Raw genomic sequence first — 24037 nt, forward strand, 5'->3', positions numbered from 1 at the left:
TTACCTTTCTCCAACCAAGAATCCCGAAACATTCCATGCGCTGCTGCTCGTTCCTTCTGGTTTTCCCATCGGAATAGAAACACGAATAGTATGTTTTCCAGGTGTAAGATTTCCTAAATCAATTAAATTTGGATTCGTCGTTGTTCCCGGACACCAGTTAGAACGGCTTAAATCTGATGATGATAAACCATTTCCAAAATTGCCCGAAGCAGGATTACTCAATCGATACGAACCACAATCTGTACGCCAAGGTGTAAATGCAAATACTTCCTTACCATCAATAAAAATAGAGTTCTTTTTTTGCAAAAATTCATCACCGTTTTCCCAGCCTCCATGACCAGTTGTGGTGTAACTTAATTTAAAGTTTTTATATCCCTGCGGTACTTCAAATGACATTTCCAAACCTTTTTCAGTATCAAACATAGTTGCATAATCTTGCCCTGCCATTTCCATTACGTTTAGTGTATTGAACAAAGGAAGAATAAAATCGCCTTTTTCATTGTTATCTTCGCCTTCGTGAATAGATATATTCAAACTCGCTTTGTGTCCGCCTGCATCATAATTCCCAATAAACATTCCGATATAAACCTCCTGATTGCTCAATTTTGGCTGTAATAATGAAATGTCCTGACGATAGAAAACACTGTCTTGCCAAACTTTATTTTTAAGCTGTAAATAGTTGAAATGTTTTACACCAAACGGAGTAAAAAAGCGCATTAATTCTAACAATGGCGCATAATCATCTGTTGCAGCAACACCTTGATATTTTTTACCGTTTCCGTTTTCGTATACAGGAAGCGTTGTAGCACCATTTTTTAATCCGTCAAGAAAAGAACTTTTTTTATCCATTGGAATCATAAAAACGGAGCCGGTTCTGTCGTAAGCATCACCATTAGATTGCTGTGTTACATCAACAAAAATAGCACTGCCATTTTTTATTTCAGGAAATTTGACTTTTCGAACAATAATAGTACCACTTGCAAATCGGAGAATGCTGTCATTTGATTTTGAATCAGATGAAAAGTTAATTTGCTCTTTTTCGAAAACTGAAATATTAGTGAAACGGCTTTTCCATAATAAGTCTTTATATGTCAGCTGGTCAACAGTTTGTACAGCAGGTATTTTTAAAATAGCAGGAACCGTTTTTAGAATCTCGATTTTTGAAGCTGTAACAATAGAATTTCCGTTACGATTAGTTTCTAGAACTAAACCTAAATCTTGTCCAAGAACACTCGGCCCGCCTTTTAAACCTAATTCATTCGTGTACCAAATTTCTATTTTATTTGAGTTTACAGATGTTGTAGCTTTCTTGCAGGTATAATTCAGGATTTTTTTAGTTTCATTACTAAACTCAAACTTTTGTTTTCCCAAAGCCTCGCTATCCTGACCAAGAATAGATTTATTTGCTTTAAGCTGTGCCCATTGCAGGATAGTTTTAGAATTAAAATCAACAAAAGTCTGCTCAAAAGGCAAATCTGCTTTTTGCTGCGTGATCTTATCAGATGTTACTAAACTTAAGTCTTTAGAAGCAAATAAAAGCAAAGGATCTTGGTTTTCGCTGATTTTTCCGTTGTAGCTTCTTTGGTAAGTAATTTTTATTGCTTTGGCTGTTTTTTGAGCAAAAGACATTGTAGTTGTACAAAAGATAAAGAGAGCAAATAATGTTTTTTTCATGTTATGGTTTGTTTGGTTTATCAGTTTTTCTGGTCATTTTTACCGCAAAGGGCGCTAAGATTTAATTTTACTTTGCACATAGAAAACACAAAGTTCGCAAAGCTAGATCAACGCAAAGCTTTGCGAACTTTGTGTTTTTATAAAACTATAACTTTAAATAATCTTAGCGAACTTTGCGGTTAAATTCATCTTTTAATATTGCTCCATAGTTTTTTGTATTGACCCAGAGCTAATTTGCTAAATCGATTTAATAAAATTACAAATCTAAAATGAAATCAGAATTAAAAATGCAGTTTCATAGTGTTTTGAAAATTATAAAATAGAGAAGTACAATTGTAATGTATACCGTTTTTCGCAAAAGCTAAGATAGAAATTTTTAAGCTCTAATAGGAACATACTAACTTTTTTTAGTGAAAAAATGTTCAATTTTAGAGTCGTTACTTGATAATCAGCTAATTTACTGTATCGTTTTAGTAAGAAATGGTTTTACTAAAAATGTTTAGTAATCAATTAATTACATTTTTTAAAAAATAATTTTGTTCGTAATAAAAAACGAGTACATTTGTCGTATGTATGAACATATGAACAAAATACCGTTATTAGATCACGACAGTAAAACTCCGTTGCACAAACAAGTGGAGGAGTTATTGCGTGAATTGATCAAACATCCCGATTTTAAAGATGGAGAGTTATTTCCAAAAGAAGTGGATTTGGCTAAACGCTGGGGAATTTCTCGTAATACGCTTCGTCAGGCAATTGCCATTTTGGTAAATGAAAAGCTGTTAGTACGAAAGAAAGGTTCTGGTACACGAGTTTCTCAGAATAGAATCACCACCAATCTGAATAACTGGATGAGTTTTACGCACGAGATGGAGGATATGGGACTAGAGTTTAAAAATCTTTCTTTGAATGTAGAAATGGTGAAAGCCAGTGCTAAAGTTGCTAAATACCTTCAAATCAATGAAGGTGACGAAGTCTTGCTTTTACAGCGTACAAGAAGTATTGATGACAGTCCGATGGTGTATTTCGAATCTTATTTTCATCCAAGAATCGGACTTTCTGTCAATGAGAATTTTGATACGCCATTATATGAGATATTAGGCAATAAGTATAATGTCGTTCCTGTGTATTCGCAAGAAGAATTAAAAGCTATTGCCGCAAGTAAACGTATTGCAAGTCTATTAAAAATTGAGAAAAATCAGCCCGTTTTAGAAAGAAAAAGAGCTGTTCTTGATACGGCTAGAAAACCAATCGAATATAACATTTGTTACTATCGAAACGATTGGTTTACCTATACAATCGAAATCAAACGTACGATTTAAAATAGAATGAAAAAGTTAGGAATTGATGTAGGCGGAAGTCATATTACAGTAAGCGTTATCGATAAGAACATTATTAATGAACAATCGCAGACTTTAATTAGAAAGGAAATCAATTCAAAAGAAAAAGCATCTAGTATTATTTCATTGCTGAGCAGTTCTATTGATGAAGCTTTGATTGAATCTAATAATATTGATACGATTGGAATTGCTTTTCCAGGGCCTTTTAATTACGAGAAAGGAGTGAGTGAAGTTTTGGGAGTGGGCGGAAAATTCGAGACCACTTTTGGAATTCATATGCAGCAGGCATTAAAGAATAATACAGGTTTAAAAAATGTTCCTTTTGTTTTTGCAAACGATGCAGATTGTTTTGCCGAAGGTGCCTATTTCCGTCACAACTTAAGCAGTGCAAGAACTGTTTTTGTGACTTTAGGAACTGGATTTGGTTCTGCCATAATGTTAGATGGAGAACTAATTAAAAAACATCCTGACATTCCAGAAGGCGGCGCTTTTTATAACCAGCCTTTTTTAGAACAAAAAGCCGATGATTATTTCTCAGTCCGCTGGCTTTTGGCAGAGTACAAAAGACTTTCGGGAGAAAATATTAAATCCGTTAAAGCAATTGCAAATTTAAATACTGAAATTTCAAAAACAGTTTTCGCCAATTTCGGTCGAAATATGGGAACGTTTCTTTTTCCTTGGTTTGAAGAATTTCGATGCGAAGAACTGGTAATCGGCGGTAATATTTCTAAAGCCAAAGCGCTATTTATGCCCGCTTTAGAAGGAGCCTTTAAAGAATTAAAAATAAAAGTAAATATTATTTTCTGTGATGATGCTGAACTGAGTATTCTTAGAGGAGCGACAATTATTGCAGATAAGAAAAATAAAATACAAATGGAAAAATCTATTCAATATAAAAGAAAAACGACACAACCTTTATTGCCTGTACAAGCTATTATAAAAGAAAATGGAGAATACAATGTTTTTCCTTCTTTTCCTTCAGAATCTCAAGTTTTTGTGGGATTTGAGAGTTTGGCGAATCAAATAGCAGGACAAAAGATTGTTGTTATTGATGGATTTGGCGGTGTCCTTTGGGAAAATTTCAGACATCATTTAAATTCGGCTTTGATCGAAAAAAAGAAAAATGTGCTTTGGTACGATATTGATTCCTGCTTAAAATCAAGCGAAGAAATTAGTAAAATGATTAAGCCAAACCTAAATGGAGATGATCCTGTTTTTGGAAAAAAATATCTGGGAGAACTTTCTGATTTCTTCGAAGCCGAAAAATTAAATAAACTTAAGCCAGACGCAAGTACAGATATATGTATAGTATACGGAACTGGAGCTTCATTGTCAAATTGGGAAGGACAGCTTATTTATGTTGACGTTCCAAAAAATGAAATTCAGTATAGAATGAGAGCCGGTTCTGCAAAAAATATGGGCAGTAACGATACTTTGGCTTATTCTCAAATTTATAAAAGAATGTATTTTATAGAATGGCCAGTTTTAAATAGTCACAAAGAACGCTTGCTTTCAAAAATCGACATTATTATTGACGAGCAGCGTATCGATGAAATCACTTGGATGAAAGGAAACGATTTTAGAAATGCATTGAATCTAATGCTCGAAAGTCCGTTGCGTGCACGTCCTTGGTTTGAAGCAGGAGTTTGGGGAGGTGATTGGATGAAAAAGAATATTACTGATTTAAATCAGGACGAAGTAAATTATGCGTGGTCTTTTGAATTAATCAGTCCAGAAAACGGAATCGTGTTTGAGGGAAATAACAATTTGTTAGAAGTTTCTTTTGATTTTTTACTGTTTCAGGATAATAAAAAAGTGTTAGGAAAAGCAGCTGACCGTTTTGGGAATTATTTTCCAATTCGTTTCGATTATCTAGACACTTTCGATGGAGGAAATCTTTCAGTACAATGTCATCCGCGTCCAGAATATATTAAAGAAAATTTTGGAGAAGCATTTACACAGGACGAAACCTATTATATTTTGGATTGTGAAGAAGATGCCGAAGTGTATTTGGGTTTCCAAGAAGATATAAATCCAGACGAATTTAAACAAGCCTTAATCGAATCTCAGGAAAAAGCAGAAGAGATTGATATTGTAAAATATGTGCAAAAATTCAAAGCCGAAAAACATGGTTTGTATTTAATTCCTAACGGAACGATTCATGCTTCGGGCAAGAATAATATGGTGTTGGAAATAAGCAGCACGCCTTATATTTTCACCTTTAAAATGTACGATTGGGTTCGCCCCGGTTTAGACGGAAAACCACGTCCGATCAATGTAGAACACGGATTTAAAAACGTTTATTTTGATAGAAAAGGAGAAAGAGTGGAGAGAGAATTTATTTCGAAACCAAGTGTAAGTAAAGAATTTCCGAATGGAAGAAAAGTAAGTCTGCCTACCCACGAAGAACATTTTTATGCTGTTGACCGCTACGAATTTACAGGCGAAATTGAAATAGAAACTTTAGGACAATGTCATATTTGTATGCTTGTCGAAGGTGACATTGCCGAAGTAAGCGCAGGAAAAAACAGTCAAAAATTCAAATATGCCGAAACTTTTGTTATTCCCGCAAATGTTCCAAAATACAAAATCAATCATATTGGCAGTAAAAAAGCTTTTGTAGTGGTTTCGTATGTAAAAGATAACTGGTGTTAACAGAAAGGACATTAATTAAATGAACCACCATTTAGTCCTTTTCTAATATAGCCATAGGAATACAATTAACTATAACTACTATCTAAGAACCAAAACTATTATGAAAACCAAAGAAACCAATTATTTCATATCGCTCATAACGCTGATTGCAGCATTAGGAGGATTTTTATTCGGTTTTGATATGGCCGTTGTCAGCGGAATTATCGAACCATTAAAAATGCAGTACGGCTTATCATCAGCACAAGAAGGATTATTTGTTTCCTGCGCTTTATTAGGTTGTATTGTTGGCGTGGCTTTTTCTGGTTATTTAAGTGATAAAATCGGAAGAAAAAAAGTATTGTTTGTTTCAGCCATATTGTTTCTAATCAGCGCTGTAGGTTTTTCATTTTCAGAAGAATATCCAGTATTAATTTTATTCCGTGTTCTTGCCGGAATGGGAGTAGGAGTAGCCTCAAATGTTTCACCGCTTTACATTTCTGAAGTAGCGCCTTCTCATAAACGAGGACAATTGGTTGTATTTTATCAACTAGCTATAACTGTAGGAGTTTTGGCAGCGTATATCAGTAATTTTTTCCTTCAAAAATATGCAGTATCACATTCTGCGGCAGGTCATGGTTTGCTTTATTGGTTGTTTGTTGAAAATGTTTGGCGCGGAATGTTTATTGTGGGTGTAATTCCTGCCGCAGCATTTTGTTTGTTATTGCTTATAGTTCCAGAAAGCCCGCGTTGGTTAGTGCAATTCGGACTCGATGAAGAGGCTTTTAAAATACTAAATAAAATAAATGGAAACGAAAAAGCCCAATTAGAATTGCATTCTATTAAAGAAATGGCAAGTCAAAAATCTGGCGGCATTCAGGAATTGCTTCGTTTGCCTTTGCGCAAACTACTGATTTTGGCCATGGTACTTACCGCTTTGTCACAGTTCAGCGGAATTAATGGCGTTATTTTTTACGGCCCGACAATTTTAAAATCAGCAGGTATCGTGACCAGTGATGCTTTGTTTTATCAGGTTATATTAGGATCTGCCAACGTACTTTTTACTTTTATTGCAATTTCAAAAGTAGACAGCTGGGGACGCAGACCTTTATATATTGTAGGTTCATTATGCGCCGCTTTTGCATTGGCTTTAACAGGTTTTTGTTTTATGATGAATATTACAGGCTGGTTTATGCTGTTTTGTATCATCTTATTTCTTTTGTTTTTTGCCTTCTCCCTTGGGCCATTAAAATTTGTAATCTCAACCGAAATTTTTCCAACACACATTCGAGGAACAGCTTTGTCTATCTGTATTATGACCATGTGGGTATCAGATTGGCTGGTGAATTTGTTGTTTCCTATAATGAGAGACGGATTGGGTATTGCAGCGACATTTTTCATCTTCTCCTTTTTCTGTATTCTTTCTTTTGCTTACGCCAAAAAGAAGCTATTTGAAACCAAAGGAAAAAGCCTTGAAGAAATTGAGAAATCATGGAATTTAGATGTAAATGCAGAAGGACTCAAAGAAATTGAGAAAGCATAAATGGATTTATAAAAATGTATAGCGTCCAGCTTTAGCTGGATGTAAACTAATTACGTCCAAAAGGTTAGATCAATAATTTACTATTTGCAGCCTCATTTTATACTTTAAATATTATGAAAAAGAACATACTACTATTTATACTTTTAGTTTTTAACCTTACGACTTGGGCGCAGCAAAAGCCTAACATAATTGTAATTTATGCAGACGATTTGGGTTACGGCGATTTAAGCTGCTACGGCATGTCGAAAATCAGTACTCCAAATATTGATAAATTGGCAAAGCAAGGATTGCAATTTACCAATGCACATTCAACTTCGGCCACTTGTACACCTTCAAGATTCGCATTGCTTACCGGCAAATATCCTTGGAAACAAAAAGGAACCGGAATAGCTCCCGGAGATGCCTCATTGATTATTCCGACTAATAAAGCGACTCTTCCTTCAATGCTGCAAAAAGCTGGTTATACTACAGCTGTAATTGGTAAATGGCATTTAGGATTGGGAATGAATGGAATTGATTGGAATAAAGAAGTTAAACCTGGACCAAAAGAAGTTGGTTTTGATTACTCGTTTATTATGCCCGCTACTTTAGATAGAGTTCCGTGTGTGTACCTAGAAAACGGCAAAGTAGTAAATCTTGATCCAAAAGATCCTATAACGGTTAGTTATAAAGAAAAAGTAGGCAATGATCCAACAGGCAAAGAAAATCCTGAGCTTTTGCGAATGAAACCTGATCCAAATCAAGGACATAACGAAACAATTGTAGACAGTATCAGCCGAATTGGATATATGAGCGGCGGTCATAGTGCCTATTGGAAAGATGCTGATATAGCGGGTGACATAACCAAAAAAGCCATCAGTTTTATATCAAAAAATACTTCAAATCCATTTTTCTTGTATTTCGCAACTGGCGATATACACGTACCTCGTTATCCTCATAGTATGTTTCGTGGCAAAAGCGGAATGGGACTTAGAGGTGACGCCATATTGCAACTTGATTGGACAGTTGGTGAAATTGTAAAAGCATTGGACAGTCTGAAACTCAGTCAAAATACACTGATCATTTTTAGCAGTGACAACGGGCCTGTGGTAAACGATGGTTATATGGATAAAGCTGTTGAAATGTTAGGCAGTCATAAACCAGCGGGACCGTTACGCGGAGGAAAATACAGCTCTTTTGAAGCAGGAACCAGAGTTCCATTCATCGTAAAATGGCCGGCAAGTGTACAGCCAAATAAAAAGACAGAAGTATTACTAAGTCATGTAGATTTATTCTCTTCTTTAGCAAAAATCACAGGACAATCGTTGCAAAAGGAAGACGCTCCAGATAGTTTCGATATGGCAGAACAACTTATAGGAAAATCTAAAAAAGACAGATCTTATTTGATAGAACAAGGAGGACCATTATCGATTATTCAAGGAAAGTGGAAATATATTGAACCTTCAAACGGACCACGTATTGATCGCGATGTAAATATCGAATTAGGCAATGACCCAAAGCCGCAACTGTATGATTTGAGTAAAGATATTGGAGAAAAAAACAATCTCGCATCTCAATATCCTGATGTCGTAGCGAATCTTTCAGCGCTGCTAAAATCCAGTAAAGAATTGGAAATAACAAGACCATAATTGATTAAAATATATGAACTTTAAAAAACAAAATATAAGCAGACTATTTCTTTATTTTTCGCTGCTTTTCGTAACACAATCTCTTTTTGCTCAAAAAGAAGTTCCTTTTTTTGGGAAAATTAATTGGGTTAATGGTTTTGCAAAAGAAATTACAGGAGAGAATATTACCTATAACTCGGCCTTTCAGGATTATGCAACTGTGGCACTTTTAACGAGAACGACAGACGGAAATAAAACAATAGAATGGGAAACAGCTCCCGCTCCAAAAGCCATAAAAGACGATTATGTATATTTCAGCTGGGTGGCAGGACATTCATCAGGATCGAGCAGCGGAGACAGAAATTTTGATTTGTACGTGGACGGAAAAAAGATTCTGACTTTTACCACTTTACCTAAAAATCAAAAGACAAACTGGATTTTTAAAGCAGATGACGGATCAGCATTAGCATTTCAGCAGATAAAATTAGATGGAGCAAGCGATTCTCAAGGATATGCATTCTTGCGTCTTCCTGCCAATAAAGTAAAACCCGGACAAGCTGTTCGAATAAAAATTGTTGGTCAAAAGCAAAACAGCAACGATTGGTTTATGACTTTCAAATTTGCATTTGAAGAAAATGTAAAAGTAACTCCAATGCCTTTTCTTTTAAAAGACGGTACACAAACGCTGGCTTTAAGTGTTTTGCATTTTGGTAAAGACGAAACCGTAAATGTAAAAATCAACGGAAAAGAAAGCTATACCTATACCGCAAAAGACGGAATGAACAATTTTGACATTCCGATTAAAGCGGTTACAAAAGACGAAAATATAAAAGTGCAGGTAAAACTTGCGGGCAAAACTTTTATTGATGACTTTTTCGCGGTTAAACCTATTATTTACAGAGAATTTCATTTACTTCATCATTCACATACAGATATTGGTTATTCGCATTTACAGCCAGAAATTGTAAAAGTGCACAATAAAAATATCGATGATGCACTCGAAATGATCGAAAAAACAAAATCATATCCAGAAGAAGCAAAATTTAAATGGAATATAGAATCCATCTGGGCAGTCGAAAATTATTTGAAAATTGCAACACCGACTCAAAAAGAGAAATTTACAGCGGCAGTAAAAAATGGTGACATTCTGCTTTCGGCATTATATGTAAATATGCTTACCGGAATGAGTCAGGCCGAAGAAATGTTTCATTACACAGATTATGCAGCCAAACTTCGAAAAGAATTTGGTTTTACCATAAACAGCGCAATGATTTCTGATGTACCCGGATTTGCTTGGTCAACCGTTACTGCGCTTTCAAAAGGAGGCGTAAAATATTTCTCCATAGGTTCTAATTTTATGGGATTAGATCATCCGTATAGAGGAGACAGAGCAGGTCATTTTCTTAAAAACTGGGGAGACAAACCTGTTTGGTGGACGTCGCCATCTGGACAAGACAAAGTATTGTTTTGGGCTGGAGCCAAAGGATATTCGTCATGGCACGGCATGCAGCCGGGTGATATTTATGAAAGAGGAGCCAAGAAAATTGCAGATTATTTAAACGAATTAACCGCCAATAATTATCCATACGATATGGTGCAATGGCGTTTTAATATTATTGCAGACAATGCTCCAATAGAACCTAATGCTTCTGATTTTGTAAAGAAATGGAATGAAAAATATGCTTCTCCAAAATTAATTCTCAATACTGCTGATAAAATGTTTGAAGCATTTGAGAAAAAGTACGGCGATAAAATACCAACTGTAAAGGGTGATTTGACACCATATTGGGAAGATGGAGCACTTTCGACAGCTGATGAAGAAGGCAAAAACAGAGTTAACAGTTTGCGTTTGCAGCAATTAACGACGCTTTATACTATGTTGCAGCCTAAAAAGTACAATGAGCAGAATTTTTACGATGCATGGAGAAATATTATAATGTTTCACGAACATACTTGGGGAGCGCACAATAGTATATCTGATCCAGATTCTCATTTTGTGACAGAACAATGGCGCATAAAAAAACAGTTTATGCTTGATGCCGATGCAGAAATCAATGCATTAGAGAAAAACTTGTTTGAAACTATAAGCAATTCAAAATCCAAGAAAATTGCAGTTTTCAATACATCATCTTGGAAAAGAACGGGATTGGTACTTATTGAAACAAGTGTAAAAGGAAAATCGGTAAAAGATGCAAACGGAAAAATTACACCACTACAGCAATTGAGCAACGGAAAATTTGCCTTTATTGCAACCGATGTTCCTGCTTTAGGAACTGCATTTTATGAAATTACAGATAAAACAAAATCGGACTTTAGTAATCAATTTGTGTTAGGCGATCATTCTTTGTCGAACGGAAAAATTGAGTTTGGCTGGGATAAAACTAACGGAAGTATTACGAATCTAAGAACGATTTCAGATTATAATTATGCGGGCGATTTCAATAAACAAGGCTTAAATAGTTACTGGTACGTTCCGGGTTTAAATCCTGAAGAAGTTCAAACGAATACAAATGTTCAGGTTAAAACTTTGGAAAGCGGACCAGTAATAACCTCAGTTTCGATTACATCTGATGCGCCGGGAGCTAATAAATTGGAACGAATTATTTCGCTTTACAGCGGAAGTAATCAAGTATTGATACATAATATTTTGGATAAAAAAGCCATTCGTACCAAAGAAGGTGTTCATTTTGGATATCCATTCAATACACAATTAACAAAAACTACGCTTGATGCAGGTTATGGAACCATTGAGTTTTTGAAAGATCAATTGGCAGGATCAAATATGGATTTTCTTTATGGAAGAAGATGGCTTGATGTTTCATCGGGAGATAAAGGAGTGCAATGGATGCTTTTAGAGTCTCCTTTGGTCGAACCAAACAGTATGGTTGATGAACGAAAAGAGATTGTGCCCAATTATAAAGAATGGAAAAAGACGGAGAAACCGACTTCTACATGGTTTTCATACGTAATGAACAATTATTGGCACACCAATTATAAAGCCGATCAGAGCGGCATTGTAAATTTTAAATACGCACTGCGACCTCATGAAACGACAGATAGAACAGTAATGGAAAAAGAAGCAGCAGAGTTTACACAGCCGTTAATTGCCATGACTGTAAAAGAAGAGGTAAAACTGCCTGCAAATTTATTCGAATTGACTAATTCTAGAATCGTGGTAACTAGTTTAACACCAAATCAAGATGGTACAATATTGATGCGTTTGTTCAATCCAGAACAATCAGAGCAGCAAACTAAATTTGTATGGAAATCATTGAAGCCAAAAGCAATTATAGATAAAACAACCGGAGTTGAAAATGCAAATTCAGCTGAAATTAAAATGACAGGAAGCGGCGTTTCAGAATTTATACTGAAGATATAAAATTAACCCGCTGGGTGTAATTGCAAAAAATAATAATAATCTAACAAATAGAATCATAGATTCTATGCTTAAAAAAGGAGACAAAAAGAAACACGTTTCTTTCACATAGTGTAGCTATGTGTATTTTAAAAAAGTGAAACGCCTATTTTCGACTGCAAAAGCTATGTTTCTATGTGTTGGAAATAATTGCACACAACAGGTTAAAATCCGCGTCAAAAATTTACCGTTGCAATTAAAAAAAATGCCCTGATATTAAATTTAAGATATATGAAAACAATTTCAAAGACAATACTATTGTTCGCAATGATCATTTCGCTTTTTTCCTGTTCGGAGAAAAAAGATGATTTTAATGCAACAGCTTGGGTCAATCCGCAGATAGGTTCCGTGCACGGACGTTGGTTTTTTTATACGCCTGCTTCTCTGCCTTTTGGAATGGCAAAATTGGCTCCGCATACCAATGCTTACGGAAGCGGCGGAAGCTGGGCACCTTGCGGCTACGACGATCGTCATAATTCGATTGAAGGATTTGGACATTTTCACGAGTTCCAAATTGGCGGTTTGGTGGCAATGCCAATAACAGGAAAATTACAGACTACGCCGGGAACTTTAGAAAAACCAGAAACAGGATATCGATCATTATTTGATAAAGAAGAAGAATATGCAGAACCGGGATATTATTCTGTTTTCTTAAAAGAATATGGGATAAAAGCAGAGTTGACAGCGACAGAAAGAGTTGGTTTTCATCGTTACACTTTTCCTGAATCTGCAGCATCACATATTATTTTTGATATTGGGCATCGTCAAGGCGAAAGCAGCGGCGTTACCGAAGCAACGATGAAACTTTCTGGAAAAAATACATTAGAAGGAACAATAGAAACTTTTCCCGAGTATTTGAAATTCTGCGATCCTGAAAAGCGTGTAAAAATGTATTTTGTAATTCAGCTTAGTAAAACACCTCAGTCTTTTGGTTCATTTGTAGAAGATAAAACGTTTGACGGTCAAAAGGAAACTAAGGGAATTGGAAACGGAATGTATATCAATTTCGCTACCAAAAAAGGAGAAGTTGTCGAAATGCAAGTGGGGCTTTCATATACAAGTATCGAAAATGCAAAATTGAATTTGAAAACCGAAGCGACAGGGCAAACTTTTGATGCTGTAAAAGAAACGGCACACGAAAAATGGAATGAAAAGTTAGGTCGAATTAAAGTAGAAACAAAAGACAGTATCAATAAAGTAAAATTCTACACAGGTTTATATCACGCTCTTCTAGGACGTGGATTAGCCAGTGATGCTAACGGAAGTTATCCGAGACATGACGGTACAATTGGTAAAATTCCGCTTGACGGAAATGGAAAACCAAAATACAATCATTACAACACAGACGGTATCTGGGGCGGATTCTGGAATTTAGGACAACTTTGGGCATTGGCGTATCCAGATTATTTGAGCGAATACCTTCAATCAAATATTGATTTTGCAAAAGAAACAGGCTGGTTACACGACGGAACCGCCGCTGGAGCGCATGCAAATGGCGTACAAACAAACTGTTTTGGTTTGATGATTGCGGCGGCTTACAATAGCGGAATTCGAGATTTTGATGTAGAAGAAGCTTATAAAATTGCCTATAAAAACGAAACAGGTTACAGCAAACGTCCGTTTGGTTCAGGAAAATATGACTTGGCTTACTTTGTAAAAGATGGATATATTCCAGCAAAAGATACTACACTTGCAAATGGCTGGGTATTTAATTTTGGTGCTTCTCACACGCTGGAATTTGCCTATACTTCTTACGGAGTTTCTCAATTTGCAAAAGCTTTAGGTAAGACCGAAGATTATAAAAAACTAACGAAACAAGCAGGAAATTGGAAAAATATTTTTGATCCCGAAACCAAGTTTATCCGTCCAAAATATGAAAACGGAAATTTCATCGAAAATTTCAATCCAATGCAAGCTTGGAGAGGATTTCAAGAAGCAAATGCCTATCAATATACTTGGTATGTGCCGCAAGATCCTGCAGGATTAATCAAGGTTTTAGGTTTAGATTTATTCAACAAACGTCTGGAAACCACGTTTAATGAAAGTCAAAAATCGACTTTTGGCGGCGGCAACGGAATTGATAGTTTTTCAGGTTTAGAAATGCTTTACAATCACGGAAACCAGCCTTGTCTACATCATTCATTTCTATTTAATTATTCGGGTAAACCTTGGCTTACCCAAAAATGGTCGCGTGCCATTTGTGAAGAATTCTATGGTGCAGAACCACTTCACGGTTACGGATTTGGACAAGACGAAGATCAAGGACAATTGGGAGCTTGGTTTGTAATGGCTTCAATGGGATTGTTTGATGTTCAGGGACATGCAGCCATGAATCCGACATTTCAGTTTGGAAGTCCATTATTTGATAAAGTGACCATTAAACTTGATCCGAAATATTATAAAGGTGAAGAATTGGTAATCGAGACCAAAAATAATTCGAAGAAAAACAAATACATTCAATCAGCATCTTTCAATGGATTGAAAATAGAAAATGCCTGGATTGATCGTAAAAAACTAACCGATGGCGGAACCTTATTTTTTGAAATGGGAGCAAAACCAAATACAAAATGGGGAATTAAGACACCGCCGCCGTCAATGAGTACAAGTGAATTTGGATCATAATTTTTTTTACACATATTCCCGATAGCTATCGGGGTGGCTTTTTTTGATAATCATTTGTCAAGCGAAGTCGTTGTCAGGCTGAGCGTAGTCGAAGCCCACGTGCCAATTAGAACGCCCTTCGACTACGCTCAGGGTGACAATTCACGAAGCCAATTATGTGAAAGAAATATATTTCTTTTTGTACTCTTTATTTACAGTTAAAATCTATGTCTCTATGTGTTTAAAAAACTAATCGCAACGAACTAAAAACAACAAACAATAATTCCAATTTAAATAAACATGAAAAAAATACTTTCGTCAGCAGCGGCACTTGCTTTTATGCTGACACTTACAGCGCAGCCAAAAATGCCGATTGACAAAAAAATGTCGGAGAAAATCAAGAACGATCAAAATATGGCGTTCGTAAAAAAGAAAGCTTTAGAAGTAATTAAAACTGGCGTAAATGCTGGTGATGGTTACCGTGAAGTGTGGATTCGTGATTATAATACGTTTATCGAATTAGCCGCACAAGTAACTAAAAAAGAAGATATAAAAGAAAATCTGTTAGTGTTTTTTAGAATGCAGGGAGATGACGGAAACATTATTGACGGTTATACTCCTAAAGAACAAATTGGAGCAGGAGAAACAGACTTCTCTTATTCAAAGTTAGAACCAAGATATGCTGCACATAAAAACACGGTTGAAACCGATCAGGAAACTTCATTGGTACAAGCCGTTTATAAGTACATTCAATTAACAGGTGATAAATCAATCCTGACAGAAAAAGTTGGAGATAAAACCGTTGCAAAAAGATTAGAATGGTCTATGGACTTTTTAATGAAAAACCGCTATACCACAAAATACGGCTTAATTACTGGCGCAACAACTGCAGATTGGGGTGATGTACAGCCGGAGGATGGTTACGGAGTTGATCTTGACGGAAATACGCATATGGCTTGCGATATTTATGATAATGCAATGTTTATTGTAGCATTAAATAATTTAATGGAAATGATTCCGTCAACTAAAACCAAATGGCATAAAATCAAAACAGACGTTGCAAAAAATACAAGAACTTATCTTTGGGATGCTAAAAATCAAAAATACATTCCACATTTGTATTTAAACGGTTCGCCATTTCCAGCAGATTTTGATGAGAATAATATCTTTTATTTCGGAGGAACAACAGTTGCAATGGAAGCAGGATTATTGAGCAAAGCAGAAGTAAAAGCTTCGCTTGACGAAATGGTAAAAAGAGTAAAAGAAGCGGGAGCGCCATCTATTGGCTTAACACTTTATCCCCCCTATCCAAATGGATTTTTTGTAAACAAAATTATGAATCCAGTTTACAGTTATCAAAATGGCGGCGATTGGACTTGGTTTGGAGCAAGAACAATTCAGCAATTAATTAAATACGGATATGTAGAAGAAGCATATAGAGAAGTACAGCCAATGCTGAAACGCGTAAAAGACAATAACGGTTTCTACGAATGGTATTCGATAAAAAATGAACCAAGAGGATCAGGAACTTTTAGAGGTGAAGCAGGAGTTTTGTACACCGCAATCGTAATGTTCGAAAATCTGAATAAATAAGAAAATCCACAGAAAGGTGAAGTAGATAATATAAGTATCAACTTCACCTTTTTTATAGAGCAGGATTTTATCTAAATTTAAGATTGTATTTATATAAGTGAGATATTTCGTAAGAGATATCTCTTTTTTGTTTTTTAAGTTAAAGTAAAGGTAATTGTAAATTAAATTTAGATAAAATTGGAGTATTATTTAATCAAAAAGATATTCTATCTTTAAATTTCTGAAATGTTTCAAATAAAGTGATAGAGAAGAATATTGATTCTTTGAAGCATAGGAAGTTATAGTTTTTGAAAACACTTGGCATACCTGAATTTTACAGCCATTTGCTTTAATTGATAAAACGATTTAGTAAAAAAAGAAATACGATAATAAAATTTTAAAATCTCAATAATGAATTGTTTAAGAAATTTCCGATTTGTACTGTTTTTTTGTTTTTGTATAGGAATCAATTATGCGCAGCAAAAAAATGCAGCTTACAAAAATCAAAATCTATCAATAGATAAAAGAGTTGATGATTTACTAAAACAATTGACAATTGAAGAAAAAGTATCTTTATTAGGATTCGAAAGCAAAGCCGTAAAACGATTAGATATTCCGCAGTATAATTGGTGGAACGAATCATTGCACGGAGTAGCACGAGCAGGAAAAGCAACCGTTTTTCCGCAAGCTTTAGGTATGGGAGCTTCCTTTAACGACAATTTATTAAACGAGGTTGCAAATGCAATCTCAACCGAAGCCAGAGCCAAAAATAATATGGCTGTAGCCAAAGATCGTCGTTTGCAATATATGGGACTGAATTTCTGGTCGCCAAACATCAATATTTTCAGAGATCCGCGTTGGGGAAGAGGACAAGAAACCTATGGTGAAGATCCGTTTTTAACTGGAAAAATGGGAACCGCTTATGTAAAAGGTTTACAAGGAACAAATCCAAAATACATGAAAGCGGCAGCTTGTGCCAAACATTTTGCCGTGCACAGCGGTCCTGAAAAAAACAGACATTCGATTGATGTGATTGTAGATGAAAAAGATTTGAGAGAAACGTATTTATACGCTTTCAAAAAATTAGTTGATGCAAAAGTAGAAACCATAATGTGCGCTTATAACCGTGTAAATTCTGAGCCATGTTGTACAGGTAAAACATTACTAAAAGATATTTTACGAAATGAATGGAAATTTGGCGGTCATGTTGTTACCGATTGTTGGGCTCTTCAGGATATTTATGAAAGCCATAAAACCCTGCCAAACAGCGTAACTGTAGCAGCTGAAGCAATTAAAGCAGGAGTAAATATGGATTGCAGCGGATTATTACAAAAAGATGCTATCAACGCTTTGAATCAAAAATTAATTACTCAAAAAGATATTGATAACGCATTAGCACCAACATTACGTACACAGTTTAAACTTGGATTTTACGACAAAGCAGAAGATAATCCGTATCGAAAATATGGTATAGACAGTATTGCCAATACCTATCACAGAAATCTAAGCCGAAAAATGGCAGAACAAAGCATGGTTTTGTTGAAGAATGGTGAAGTGGGAGAGAAGAAAGCAAAATTGCTTCCGTTGAAAAAAGACGATTATAAATCGATGGTTGTCGTTGGACCAAATGCAGCTTCACTAGATGCTTTATTAGGCAATTATCACGGAATTACAGATAAAGCCGTAAATTTTGTAGAAGGAATTGCAGGTGCTGTAGATCCTGATACTCGTGTAGAATATGATATGGGATGCGATTTTACAGACACAAAAAACTTTGGTGGTGTTTGGGCAGCTTCTATGGCCGATTTGACGATTGCCGTAATTGGTTTTACTCCAGTTTACGAAGGCGAAGAAGGCGATGCTTTCCTTGCTGACGGAAAAGGTGACAGAAAAAATATGGATTTACCAGCGTCGCATATTGCGTATATAAAAGCACTTCGTAAAGGAACTAAGTCGCCGCTTATAGCTGTAGTAACAGGCGGAAGTGCTGTTGATATTTCGGCAATTGAGCCTTATGTAGATGCTATTGTTTTTGCATGGTATCCAGGAGAGCAAGGCGGAACAGCTTTGGCTAATCTTCTTTTTGGAAAAGTTTCTCCATCAGGACATTTACCGGTTAGTTTCTACAAATCGTTCAGCGATTTACCAGATTATAACAGCTATGCAATGGCAGGAAGAACGTATCGCTATTCTGATAAAGAAGTACAATATCCTTTTGGTTTTGGATTAAGCTACAGCACTTTTGGCTACAATTGGGTTAAACGACCTACGAGAGTTACAATGAGTTCAGACGAAATTTCAATGCAAATCGAAATTTTTAATACAGGAAATTATGATGCTGATGAAGTTGCTCAGGTGTATGTAGAATATCCGAACGTTGATAGAATGCCGTTGAAAGAACTGAAAGCTTTTAAACGTGTTTCGTTGGTTAAAGGAAAATCAAAAACAATCACATTGCAAATTCCACTGGAAGAGCTTCAAAAATGGGACGAGACTACAAAACAATTTAAGATCTATGAGGGAAACTACACATTGAAAATCGGATCGAATTCAAGAGATACAATGTTGGAAGGTAGTTTTGAGATTGTGAAGTAGAGATAAGTAAGAAGAAAGAGTAAAGAAGAAAGAGTAAAGAAGAAAGAGTAAAGAAGAAAGAGTAAAGAAGCTCAGATTTGCTCCGCTAGAGATTAGTGAAAATTCGTGCAATTCGTGGCAAAAAAATAAATGTTACTACGGAAGGATATATCAAACAAAAAAATATGAATAAAAATTTAAAATCAACATTTTTTGCAATTTTAGGTCTTTGCTGCCTGCAAATGCAAGGACAGACTAGTAAACAAAATTTAACGCAGTATGTAGATCCGTTTATTGGAACAGGATTTCATGGACATGTTTTTATGGGAGCGAATGTTCCTTTTGGAGGTGTTCAATTAGGACCAGTAAACATCTCACAAGGCTGGGATTGGTGTTCGGGTTATCATTATTCTGACCCAACAATTATTGGATTTTCACACACGCATTTAAGCGGAACTGGAATTGGTGATCTTGGAGATTTACTTTTTATGCCCGCTGTTGGTAAAATCAATCTGAAAAAAGGAACCGCCAAAGACATGGAAAACGGTTATATCTCAGGTTTCGATCATAAAGATGAAGTTGCAAAACCAGGTTATTACTCTGTTATTTTAAAGAAAAACGGAATTAAAGCTGAAATGACGGCTTCGGAGCGAGTTGGATTTCAGAAGTATACTTTTCCCGCTTCAGATAAATCACATATTGTTTTAGATTTAGTGGAAGGAATTGGCTGGGACAAAGCGGTAGATACTTATATCAGAGTAAAAAATGATACATTGATTGAAGGATATCGTTTCTCGAAAGGCTGGGCACCGGATCAGCGTATTTACTTTGCAGCAATTTTGTCAAAACCAGCTAAGAAAATCCAGTTGTACAACAATACAAGAGAGATGATTAATAAAGTGGTTTTGGGAGATAGTGCCAAAGCAGTACTTCAGTTTTCAACTTTAAAAGATGAAGTGATTAAAATTAAAGTAGGAATTTCGGCAGTAAGTACAGAAAACGCTTTAATGAATATTAAAAAAGAAATTTCAGGCTGGAACTTCGAAAAAGTGGCTGCTCAAGCGGATGAAAAATGGAACAAAGAGTTGAATAAAATTGAGGTAAAATCGAAAGATATTACTAAAATGAGAACATTTTATACCGCTTTATATCACACCATGATTGCGCCATCGACTTACAATGATAGCAATGGAGATTATTACGGTTCAGACAAACAAGTCCATAGAACTGCAGGATTTACCAATTTAACCACATTTTCGTTGTGGGATACTTACAGAGGAGCAAATCCTTTGCTTACGTTAACACAAACCGATAAAGTTTCGGATATTATTAATTCGATGCTGGCGATTTATAAAGAAACAGGACATCTTCCAGTTTGGCATTTAATGGGGAATGAAACCTATTGTATGCCAGGAAATAGTGCAATTCAGATTGTTGTTGATGCGTATTTAAAAAGCATCAAAGGAATCGATGGCGAGTTGGCTTTCGAAGCGGTGAAAGCAACAGCAATGCAGGACGATCGCGGATTGAATTTCGTAAAAAAAATAGGTTACATTCCAGCAGATAGTTTGAGAGAATCAGTAGCTATTGGTATGGAATATTCTATTTCAGACGGAGCAATTGCAATGATGGCAAAAAAAATGGGCAAAACCGAAGATTACAATTATTTCATTAATCGTTCAAAAGCCTACAAAAAATATTACGATCCTTCAACGACTTTTGTACGTGGAAAAGTAAGTGATACGCAATGGAGAACCCCTTTTGATCCGTTTAAATCGGCACACATGAAAGATGATTTTGCTGAGGGGAATGCATGGCAGTATACTTGGTTAGTTCCTCATGATGTAGAAGGATTAATTGCAATGCTGGGCGGTGAAAAGTCATTTACAAAAAAACTAGATACTTTGTTTACAATAACAGGCGATATGGGTGCAGAAGCTTCTAGTGATATTACAGGTTTAATTGGACAGTATGCACACGGAAACGAGCCAAGTCATCATATTACATACCTTTATAATTTCGTTGGACAACCTTGGAAAACAGCCGAAAAAGTACGTTACATTGTTGATAATTTATACAGCGATAAACCAGATGGATTGTGCGGAAATGAAGATGTCGGGCAAATGTCAGCTTGGTATATTTGGAGCGCAATGGGAATGTATTCTGTAAATCCATTCAATGGAATTTATGTTTTCGGAAGTCCAAGTATGGACGAATCAACATTGAATTTAGCGGATGGAAAAAGTTTTACTGTAAAAGCATTAAACAACAGTGCAAAGAATATCTACATTCAAAAAGCAACTTTAAACGGAAAGTCTTATACTCAGAGTTATATTCTTCATTCGGATATTATGAAAGGCGGTGAGTTAATTTTTACGATGGGAGATAAACCTTCCAAAACTTGGGGAGTTGCGGCAAAAGACAGACCTTATTCGGTGAAATAAATATTGAATTTATAGTATTGAATCGCTTGGTGTAAATAACATATAGAAACATAGATTTAGAATTCTTAAAGAGGTGTTTCACTTATTTGAAAAACAAATAGTTAGTTATATGAGCGAATAGCGTCCAGCTTCAGATGGATGTAAATAGTAATATGGATATTTAGGGCTTTAGCCAAAATTTAAGAGTTTGGTTAAAGCCCTTTTTGTTGCCAATTTTATTCCTATTCAATCGTGTAAAAAATTAGATTTTAAAATAAAATCTGCTCAATCTGCGAGAGAAATTATAATATACAAATAACAAGATGAAAAGAAGAGATTTACTAAAATATATTGGTTTGACTGCTGGAACTGTAGCGTTAACAGGTTCAAGTTCTATTATTTCTGCAGCAGAAAAAAATAATAAATCTAAAAGGGTTTTGCGAATTGCACATATTACCGATGTTCATATTCGACCAGAAGAAAATGCGCCAGATCGATTTATAAAATGCTTAGAAGAAATAAAGAAACACAAAGTAGATTTTTTTCTCAACGGCGGAGATTCCATTTTTGCAGCAGATTATGATAATATTACTCGCGAAAGAGTAAATGAACTATGGAAAATTTGGAATGATACAACCAAAGGAATCAGCGGTTTTGAATTGCACAGTTGTCTCGGAAATCACGATATGTGGTGGGCAGCGCCAAACAAGCAAGATACTATGTATGGGAAAGACTATGTTGTAAAGCAATTAGGAATCCCAAACCGCTATTACAGCTTTGATAAAAGAGGATGGCATTTTGTGATTCTAGACAGTAATAACGGCGGCGGTTCATTAGACGACGAACAGCGTTTATGGCTAGAAAAAGATCTACAAAGTTTGCCTGTTGGTACACCAGTTGTCTGCATGAGTCATTTTCCTATTCTTGCCGTTTGTACTCATGTTGACGGAGGAAACCACACCGATTCAAAATACATCAGTGATCTTTTTTATAAACATAAAGATAAAAAGATTACTTGTTTAAGCGGACACATTCATTTAAAGGATGAAGCCGTTTACAACAATGTACATTATTACTGTAATGGCGCTTTGAGCGGTTTTTGGTGGGAACCAGGAGACAAAGACTCGGCAGGAAAAAGCTACTATAAACAAACGCCTCCGGGATACGCTATTATTGATCTGTTTGAAGATGGATCTGTAGTAAATCAATATTATCCGCATTCTTTTTAAAGGTACTTTTGTTTAAAATTATCATAATAGACAATTAATAATTAAACAAGGGTAATATTGAATTAATAATTATACTTTAAGTATTATATTTTTATAATCGTAAAAAAGTATAATTTTAATAAAAAGCATATGGCATTAATAACGCAGTTGGATGTTCAAAAAGAGGCTGGTACAAAAGAAAATAAGAAATGGCTTTTTCCTTTTATATTAGTTACCAGTTTATTCTTTTTCTGGGGGTTTGTACACAATCTAGATCCAATACTTATTCCACATTTACGAAAAGCGTTTAATCTTACAGACCTAGAATCGTCTTTAATAGATTCTTCTGTTTTTATAGCCTATTTTGTTATGGCATTGCCTGCGGGATATATCATGCGAAAGTACGGTTACAAATCAGGTATTATGATCGGGTTGGTTCTATTTGGTATTGGTTCCATTTTATTTGTTCCAGCCGCGAATTCACTACAGTACATTTACTTTTTAGGAGCTTTATTTGTTATCGCCTGCGGACTTACTTTTTTAGAAACAGCGGCAAATCCATATGTAACTATATTAGGACCAGCAGAAACAGCTACAAAAAGATTAAATTTCTCTCAATCGTTCAACGGGTTAGCTGCTTTTATTGCTCCGGCTTATATTGGCCCAATGATCTTATCAGGTAAAAATCTAACTCAAGCTCAAATGGACGCTATGGCTCCTGCCGAATTGCATGCTTATGTTTTAGAGGAAGCAGCGAGTGTAAAAATGCCGTATTTAGTTTTAGGACTAATTATTTTGGCAGTAGCAGTTTTGTTTTATTTTACGAATATGCCGGATGTAAGAGATGAAGATAAAGAAGGAGCTGACGGCGCAAGTTTTGCCGGAGCCTTGAAATCACTGCGCTTACGTTGGGGGATTTTAGCGCAGTTTTTTTATGTAGGAGCCCAAGTTTGCGTTGGAAGCTTTTTTATTAAAATGGCGACAACTTCTGCTGGACTTGCAGAAGGTGTTGCAGCCAAATATTTAGGTTTTTTTGGCTTGGCATTTATGCTTGGACGATTCGCAGGTACATTCTTCATGCAATACATACAGCCTAGAAAATTATTAATCATTTATGCCATTATTAATATTGGCTTATCAATAGTAGCCATAACAGGAACAGGAATGTTAGTGGTTTATACCTTAATAGCAATAGCATTTTTTATGAGTATCATGTTCCCAACGATTTTTTCAATGGGAATTGAGGGACTTGGACATAACACAAAAATTGGTTCTTCATTAATCGTAATGTCAATTGTTGGTGGAGCATTGCTTCCTCCTGTTTTAGGACTGATTTCGGATATTACAGGAAGTATTCAATATGGTTATGTTGTTCCATTGACCTGTTTCTCGGTAATTCTATTGTTTGCATTTAACGGACATAAAACAAATAAAGCATAAATTCTATTT

The 24037-nt window shown here is 35.5% G+C and carries 12 protein-coding genes; 11 read left to right on the top strand and 1 reads right to left on the bottom strand.

Annotation, left to right across the window (positions count from 1 at the left end):
- Positions 1–1674 carry a GLPGLI family protein gene (locus ACHRV0_RS16740; RefSeq protein ID WP_395441682.1) on the bottom strand — a complete coding sequence of 558 codons (1674 nt, stop codon included), beginning with the start codon at positions 1672–1674 and terminating at the stop codon, positions 1–3.
- A 581-nt stretch (positions 1675–2255) separates the two neighbouring features.
- On the opposite strand from ACHRV0_RS16740, the gene ACHRV0_RS16745 reads away from it, so the two are divergent.
- The 11 genes from ACHRV0_RS16745 (at position 2256) to fucP (ending at position 24028) form a co-directional block, all read left to right on the top strand.
- The gene (locus tag ACHRV0_RS16745; protein ID WP_395441683.1) at positions 2256–2996 is read left to right on the top strand and encodes a GntR family transcriptional regulator; all 741 of its coding nucleotides are present in this window, start codon (positions 2256–2258) and stop codon (positions 2994–2996) included.
- Positions 2997–3002: 6 nt separating this feature from the next.
- Positions 3003–5669, top strand: coding sequence for an ROK family protein (locus ACHRV0_RS16750; protein WP_395441684.1), 2667 nt, complete (start codon positions 3003–3005; stop codon positions 5667–5669).
- A gap of 100 nt (positions 5670–5769) precedes the next feature.
- Complete coding sequence (locus tag ACHRV0_RS16755) at positions 5770–7188, top strand: sugar porter family MFS transporter (protein ID WP_395441685.1); 1419 nt, start codon at positions 5770–5772, stop codon at positions 7186–7188.
- A gap of 113 nt (positions 7189–7301) precedes the next feature.
- Positions 7302–8816 carry an arylsulfatase gene (locus tag ACHRV0_RS16760; RefSeq protein ID WP_395441686.1) on the top strand — a complete coding sequence of 505 codons (1515 nt, stop codon included), beginning with the start codon at positions 7302–7304 and terminating at the stop codon, positions 8814–8816.
- Positions 8817–8829: 13 nt separating this feature from the next.
- The gene (locus tag ACHRV0_RS16765; protein ID WP_395441687.1) at positions 8830–12174 is read left to right on the top strand and encodes a glycoside hydrolase; all 3345 of its coding nucleotides are present in this window, start codon (positions 8830–8832) and stop codon (positions 12172–12174) included.
- 267 nt (positions 12175–12441) lie between these two features.
- A complete protein-coding gene (locus ACHRV0_RS16770) occupies positions 12442–14832 on the top strand; it encodes a GH92 family glycosyl hydrolase (protein ID WP_395441688.1) in 2391 nt (796 codons plus the stop codon).
- A gap of 279 nt (positions 14833–15111) precedes the next feature.
- Positions 15112–16404, top strand: a complete 1293-nt coding sequence (locus ACHRV0_RS16775; RefSeq protein WP_395441689.1) for a hypothetical protein — start codon at positions 15112–15114, stop codon at positions 16402–16404.
- A 390-nt stretch (positions 16405–16794) separates the two neighbouring features.
- On the top strand, positions 16795–18978 hold the full coding sequence (locus tag ACHRV0_RS16780; RefSeq protein WP_395441690.1) for a glycoside hydrolase family 3 N-terminal domain-containing protein: 2184 nt from the start codon (positions 16795–16797) through the stop codon (positions 18976–18978).
- 164 nt (positions 18979–19142) lie between these two features.
- Complete coding sequence (locus ACHRV0_RS16785; protein WP_395441691.1) at positions 19143–21401, top strand: GH92 family glycosyl hydrolase; 2259 nt, start codon at positions 19143–19145, stop codon at positions 21399–21401.
- 302 nt (positions 21402–21703) lie between these two features.
- Positions 21704–22609 carry a metallophosphoesterase family protein gene (locus ACHRV0_RS16790; RefSeq protein ID WP_395441692.1) on the top strand — a complete coding sequence of 302 codons (906 nt, stop codon included), beginning with the start codon at positions 21704–21706 and terminating at the stop codon, positions 22607–22609.
- 129 nt (positions 22610–22738) lie between these two features.
- The gene (gene fucP / locus ACHRV0_RS16795; RefSeq protein ID WP_395441693.1) at positions 22739–24028 is read left to right on the top strand and encodes an L-fucose:H+ symporter permease; all 1290 of its coding nucleotides are present in this window, start codon (positions 22739–22741) and stop codon (positions 24026–24028) included.
- The last annotated feature ends 9 nt before the right edge of the window (positions 24029–24037 follow it).

The organism is Flavobacterium sp. FlaQc-30 (genome assembly GCF_044005885.1).
Classification (GTDB): Bacteria; Bacteroidota; Bacteroidia; order Flavobacteriales; family Flavobacteriaceae; genus Flavobacterium.